The sequence below is a fragment of the Nonlabens sp. genome (assembly GCF_051251825.1).
In the GTDB taxonomy this organism is placed as follows: Bacteria; Bacteroidota; Bacteroidia; order Flavobacteriales; family Flavobacteriaceae; genus Nonlabens.
This window is the reverse complement of record NZ_JBPOGG010000027.1, coordinates 1-6,613: the sequence shown is the minus strand read 5'-3', so window position 1 is coordinate 6,613 and position 6,613 is coordinate 1. Positions and strand designations below refer to the sequence as shown.

The 6,613-nt window shown below is 29.4% G+C and carries 3 protein-coding genes; all 3 read left to right on the top strand.

From position 1 onward, the window contains the following. The first annotated feature begins 541 nt into the window (after nt 1-541). A complete protein-coding gene (locus tag ACSHWW_RS14110; protein ID WP_435683115.1) occupies nt 542-4,165 on the top strand; it encodes a hypothetical protein in 3,624 nt (1,207 codons plus the stop codon). Nucleotides 4,166-4,594: 429 nt separating this feature from the next. Continuing rightward, a complete protein-coding gene (locus ACSHWW_RS14105; RefSeq protein WP_435683114.1) occupies nt 4,595-5,233 on the top strand; it encodes a papain-like cysteine protease family protein in 639 nt (212 codons plus the stop codon). A gap of 23 nt (nt 5,234-5,256) precedes the next feature. Further along, complete coding sequence (locus ACSHWW_RS14100; protein WP_435683113.1) at nt 5,257-6,327, top strand: hypothetical protein; 1,071 nt, start codon at nt 5,257-5,259, stop codon at nt 6,325-6,327. Nucleotides 6,328-6,613 lie beyond the last annotated feature (286 nt).

The window sequence follows — 6,613 nt, the reverse complement described above, 5'->3', positions numbered from 1 at the left end:
GATTTTAAATGAATGTTGACAATTATGTGAAGATTCAAAGTTGATTACGATTTTATTTGTTGATTTTTAATTTTTTTCGATTAGTAAATTTTAATAATATACAATCAACTATTGTTTATTTAATTGCTAATCTAGCAAAAATGTGAAGTGAGGTTTAGATTTTAAATGAATGTTGACAATTATGTGAAGATTCAAAGTTGATTACGATTTTATTTGTTGATTTTTAATTTTTTTGGATTAGTAAATTTTAATAATATACAATAACTTCTCGCTATTTTATATAACGTCGGATTATAGAGCATTTCTGCTCTATAATGTCTTGCGTTATGACACTTTGCTTTGGTAAAGCAAAGTATTTGGTACTTCACTTCTCATAAATTTTCTTCTAAATAGTTCTTCTTCAGGGGTAATGGAACACTTATTAACTGACCGACAGTAGGAGGGAGGGCAATGTGTGTGGAATGGGTTTATTCGCACTAAATTTCATTGAATTCGGAAATTTATTAAATATCAACTTATCTTAGATTCTATATATTTAGCTATGGAAGAATACGAGGATTTTATAAACTATATATCAAATAAAAACACATCTGAATTATTGAAGCTGTTTTCAATTTTACAATTATGTCCTGAAAATCATGGTAATAATTTAAGAATAGAAATCTTAATTAGCCTAGTAGCTAAAAATATGAACAATATAGAAGAGGAACTAAATTATGATGGAGTTGTAAATGCAGTTCAAGAAATGTTTCCAAGTGACCATCGGGAAGATCCCGTTGAGACATCATTCACAGAAAATTTTCTTTTTCCAAATGGTAATAATATAGTTTTTCCAGGAATCGTATTAAATAGTTCAGAAATTGTTCATGGACTTACATCTAGCATATTGCATACAGAAAACAATTTAAGAGATGAATTCAAAAAAGATATGTTTGAATCCATCATTTTCTTTCTTTCAATTCATTCAAATATTGCATCTGAACTTGGTTTGAAAAGATATATATGTTTAGATAGTAATGACAAGGAATTGTACTTTCCAGATGAAGATTATTTTAAAAAGAATAAAGATTTAATTTGCTTTAGCAAAGAAGAAATTCAAACTATTTATAATAAATATAAAATTAAAAATGATGTAATAAGTGATTTCATTTTTGATATTGAAAATGATGAAGTAGATCTTGTTAATATTGAAAAGAATCCAATTCTTTTAAAGCCATTTACCATAATCAACAACAAATACTACCTGATATTGCCAAGTTCCCAAATGTATTCTCTTAATGAGTTAATAGTTAACAAATTAGAAAGTAACAATTATTTAGAAGAGTTATTAAAAATCTATGACCTAAATATAGAGAATGATTCCTTTAAAGAATTAAGCAAAATGAATTGGTCTAGAACTGATTTAGATGTCCAGATTAAGAACAAAATAGAATTAAACAAAGGTGAATCAATATGGCAATTCGATGAAAACAAAATAGCTTATGTTAATGTATTATTGAATACGCGTGAAAATAATGATTATGAAGCAAGAGCTAATGCAGTAATTTCTATTGTTAAAAATATGGTTGACAAAAATCATCAGTTCTTAACATTATTGATAATTTCCTCTTACTCCACTACGGATGACCAGTTTTTTGCGTTAAAAGATATCGATGTTTCAGATAATGTTTTAATGATAAGCATTTATGATTTAAAAAGATTAAATAGTTATTGGGATTTAAATAAGCTTTCCTTGTGGAAATATTGTAAGGCATATGATAGAGCGATAAAAAAGGGTGTAGAAATCGCTCCTTTCTATTCCGTTCTAACTTACTACAAGTATTTCACAAAGAATCACGATTCCTTTTTGCATAGTGATGAAGCTTATAATGGTTTATTCTTTGATTTTGAAATGCAAGGAAAGGTGATAACTGATTGCAACATTAGAAATGATGAACATGGTGTTAAGTATATTAAATCAAAAAGAGGTATTGGTTTTTTACCCGTTTATAAAACAGCAAAACATGCTCCAATTTATTTATCTCAAGAATATTTTATTGGAGTTTATAAAACTGTAATAGAATTATTTGATTATCCAATTTGGATTACGTGTCCTAAAAAAAGAGACACTATGACAATTCATTTTATTGATGCAATTGCCCATTGGTTAAATGAACTTTTTCCATCTCTCAAAATACACTTTAATCATCCCGTACCATACCCAATTGAAATCATTCTAGCTTTGGATGAAAAGTTGTATGATTTTAATCCCCAAGAATTACATGATTTTGATAAAGAAGGTTTTAGCCTTAGTTATAAAATTATTGCTGAAGAAGGAAAAATTAAAATACAAATCCCTTTTGAATTTTATGCTATACTCCATAAAAAAGATAATCATGGAGAAAGACAACTTATGTCTGTAGTTATAGAAAGTATTAGTAAATTATTTAATGTAATTGGCTACGATGATTTAGATGAGGAAGACATACAGTCAATGATTGATAAACATATCCCTTTTGGCTCTGCAAAAATGATTTTAACTGTTGATTCAAGTTACAATTTAAAAATAGATCCAAGATATATTCCAAAAATAAGATTCGTTCAAAAATATGACAACTCTTATATTTTGGAGGAGATTGTTACGTGGCTCAATTATGATGAAAAAATTCCTGTAGATATAATTGACAAAAAGAAGAAAATTAAATTACTTGTTGATTGCGTAAATGCTATAATTCAAGAGTTAAGAAATAAATTAGCTGAATATAATACACCTGAACTAATAAAATTCTTAATGTATCATCACGAGGCAATTATACAAGCCAATGAATATAGAAAGCTATATATACCTGCAAGATTAGAATGTTTTTCAAAATATACAGATGTATTTAATGAATTTCAAGAATCAGAATCAAATCATGTAAATGCATCACTTTCAATGAGATGTCTTATTGAGTTTGTAAACGCTGAACCATACTTTGCAAAAAAACTTCCAAATAATGATGATGTTGATTATTTGTTATCATTAATGAATGAAATGATTTATTTTGGATATGTTCAGGATTTAATAAGATTTGATATTGACAATCCTAAAATGGGGCTATTAGAATCCGGTAGAATAGGTATAAGTAAAGGTTTTTTTGATGATGTTTTGAACCTATATAATATATCAAATAAGGAAGATGAAATAGTTGACTACAGAGAAAATTTTCATTCTAATTTCAATAAACATGAAAAAACAGAGTTGGATAAAAAAATAGGCGATGATTATTTAGCAAAAATTGATGAGGGTTTTCTAAATGATTGGGGTATTTCATTTCTAGAAATAAATACAATTTCATTGTTTTTAGCAGAATATTGCTTTTTAAATGAAAGCTCATATACTGAAATTGAAGAAAATGATTTCATTAAACTAATTCTAAAAGAAACCAATTTCAATAAGGGGAAAATTAATTCATACTTAAATATACTTACCCTTAAAAGTAGAGGAAAGATGGATGTGCCTCCTGAAGGTTATATTATACCTGAAATATTTCCTTGGAGGTATAATAGAAAGCTAGCTTATCTAAGAAAACCGATAATCAAAATTATAGATAAGGATAAAAAAATTTGGTACATATGGAGTGCAAGGTTTTTAATCAAGGCTTCAGATAATTTAATAGATCAATTTTCAAATGCAAGCCTTAGAGTGGAAGATGAGCATGTCAGAATCAGAAATTTAATTGCGAAGCGTCTTAACTTAAAAGGTAAAAATTTTAGAAATGAGGTACGAGATTGGCTAATTGATAACTCACATCTAAGAGTAATAGATTTTGAAGTTAAAATAGATTTAAAAGGAGTATTAATAGCTGATAAGAATTATGGAGACATTGATATTTTAGCTTTTGATGATAGGAGAAAATTAATATATTCTATTGAGTGCAAAAACACAAAACAAGCTAAAATAATGTATGATTTCCAAAGAGATATAAGAAATTACACAGAGAAACAACTACCTAAACATATAGAACGAAATGATTGGTTAGTTGATAATATTAAACAGTTGTCAGATAAATTTAAAAAGAGTGTTGACAATTATGAAGTAAAATCTTTAGTTATTTCGTCATATCAATTACCAATTAAATTCTTAGAAAAAACAAAAATTCCAATATATTCATTTAATGAAATTAAAAGGTCTCAAATATTCTAATCACAAGGTTATCGAATATTGCGGTTTTACCCTGATGAAGCGTTGGCAAAACGGCCTAAGAGAATTTTGGCAAAACAATAGAGGAGGGGAGCGGCCATATTCTAGAGGGCTGGTAATATAGTTTGTTGACCAATATAATGTTTCAATAAGTTCAGAGCAGTCTTAAGAGTTAGAATGCTTTCTAGAATACAGCGACTGACCCGTACATTGTTTCCAAAATTATCTGTAAGCCTTGATTTTTTTGTTTCTTTTTTTATCAAGAAAAAAAGAAAAAGGTTTAGTCTAAAACATAAGGTATTTGTTTTTAAAATTGCATCTTATTTCCTACATATTATTATTTTTACTATATTGTATATCTCTAGTTTTTAAATACTTTCCCCCAATTATTTCCATTCAGTAGTTTTTATTAAAGAGGAAAGAAGATTGGCTATGAAAAATGTTTTACTACTTATAATATTCATATCCTATTCCGTTAATTCATCTAAATTAAAAACTTCTATTGTCAACCCAAGAACTAACTCGTCCAGTATTGGATTGAAATGTACGTCTTTTGATAAGGCTGGTGTACAAAGATGTGTTGCTGGCATTGAATCATCAATTTTAGATATTGTTGCAAGTGACACTCAGAATGAAAGTCAATGGTGTTGGGCAGCAAGTATACAAGGTATTTTTCAGTATTATGGCTATTATCTAACACAAGAAGATATTGTATTACAAACTTGGGGTAAGTTGATTAACATGCCAAGTCAGGCAAATGAAATGCTATCTGTTTTGAATAGAAGTTATATTGACAGGAATGGAAATGTTTTTAGTGTTACGGCAACGGCCTATAATGTAAGTCATGCAAATGCAGCAAGTGATTTATCAACGGACAATCCTCTGATTATTGGAACAATGGGTCATGCGATGGTCTTAACCGCTGTTGAATACCTTCGAGATTTAAATGGTAATGGAGAAATAGTAAACGCCACGGTAAGAGACCCATGGCCCGAAAACAGCCGCCGCCGTAATTTGACACCTCAAGAATGGTACTCTACAAATCTTCTAATTAGAATCAGAATTAACTAAAAACATAAATTATAACTGTTACTATGAAAACAATATTATTTAGCATAATCTTTTTAACTCTTAACGGATTAATTCAAGCACAGGAAAAATTAGATTTTGATATTTCAAAATCCTGTAGTTTTTATGGAAAAGAAATTACAGGAAATATTTATAGCTTTGATTCGACCGAAGAGGCTATCGAGATTATTGACAAAATAGTTTCTAAAGTTGGGTTAGAGCGTAACTTTAGAATAATGTCTGGTAACGTACCTAATGCAGTTGCCGTAATAAAACCAACTTCTGAGGGCCATGAGAGATTTATTATCTACAGCCAAAGTTTTATTTCAAACCTAAAGGAAAGCTCTAAATCATATTGGTCTTCAATAGGCGTACTTGCCCACGAAATGGCTCATCATTTTAATGGTCATACTCTCCTAGTTGGTGGAAGCCGGCCTTCAATCGAGCTTGAGGCAGATAAATTTGCAGGCTTCGTACTAGCTAAGATGGATGCAAATATTTCTCAAGCACAATCGATGTTTAACAACGATTTAATGTATCAAGAACATGAAAACGAAACTCATCCGGCAACTAGTGCGAGATTAGAAGCAATAGCCGTAGGATGGGAAAATGGAAGAGATAAACAAAAGAGAAAAATTGATATATCTAATACTGATGAAAGAGAAAACAGCAAAACAAATAATAGCACAGAAGATTTATGCGATTTAGCAGTCAAAATTCTTGATGGAAAAGTTAACAAAAACTTTGAGGGTTCTTTAAAAGTTTTAGAAGATGCTTTAAATTTAAGCAATTGTTATTCAAGGTCGCATGAATTAATTGAAAGTGAGTTAGCATTTTGGTATTTTAATGGACAAAATGGAGCATCACGAGATGATAATATAGCATACTCGTGGGCAAAAAAAGCTGCTAATAAAGGGGATCGCAGGGGAATGTTTTTTATAGGGGCGTTATCATTGACACCAAACGATAAATGGCAAAGTAGAGGAGAAAGAATTATTTCTTATAATAAAAAAAGAGGAATTACTTACTTAACAAAGAGTTCGGACCTTGGCTTTGGCCCAGCAGAACAATTTCTAATTGATTTAGGTGAATATTGAGATAGTAAGAAACTAATGAGTATTTTCTCTTTGTCTAAGACATCTTGAACATTATGTAAAATAGAAATTAAAGTAAGGTTGTTAGGAACACGGAGAGTAGCAAGTGCTCAGAAATTTTATTTTCGAAATTTTGAGCTGTTGCGGCAAGCTGACGAGAAGTCTGTGAAAAATTTATTGACTGAGAGTTTCTCATAAATCGCATATTTAAAGAGAATCTAAAAGTTTTGCTTTTTTTGGCGTTGGCAAGCGCTGGCAAATTGTGTTTAAATTTAAAATGCGTTTTTCA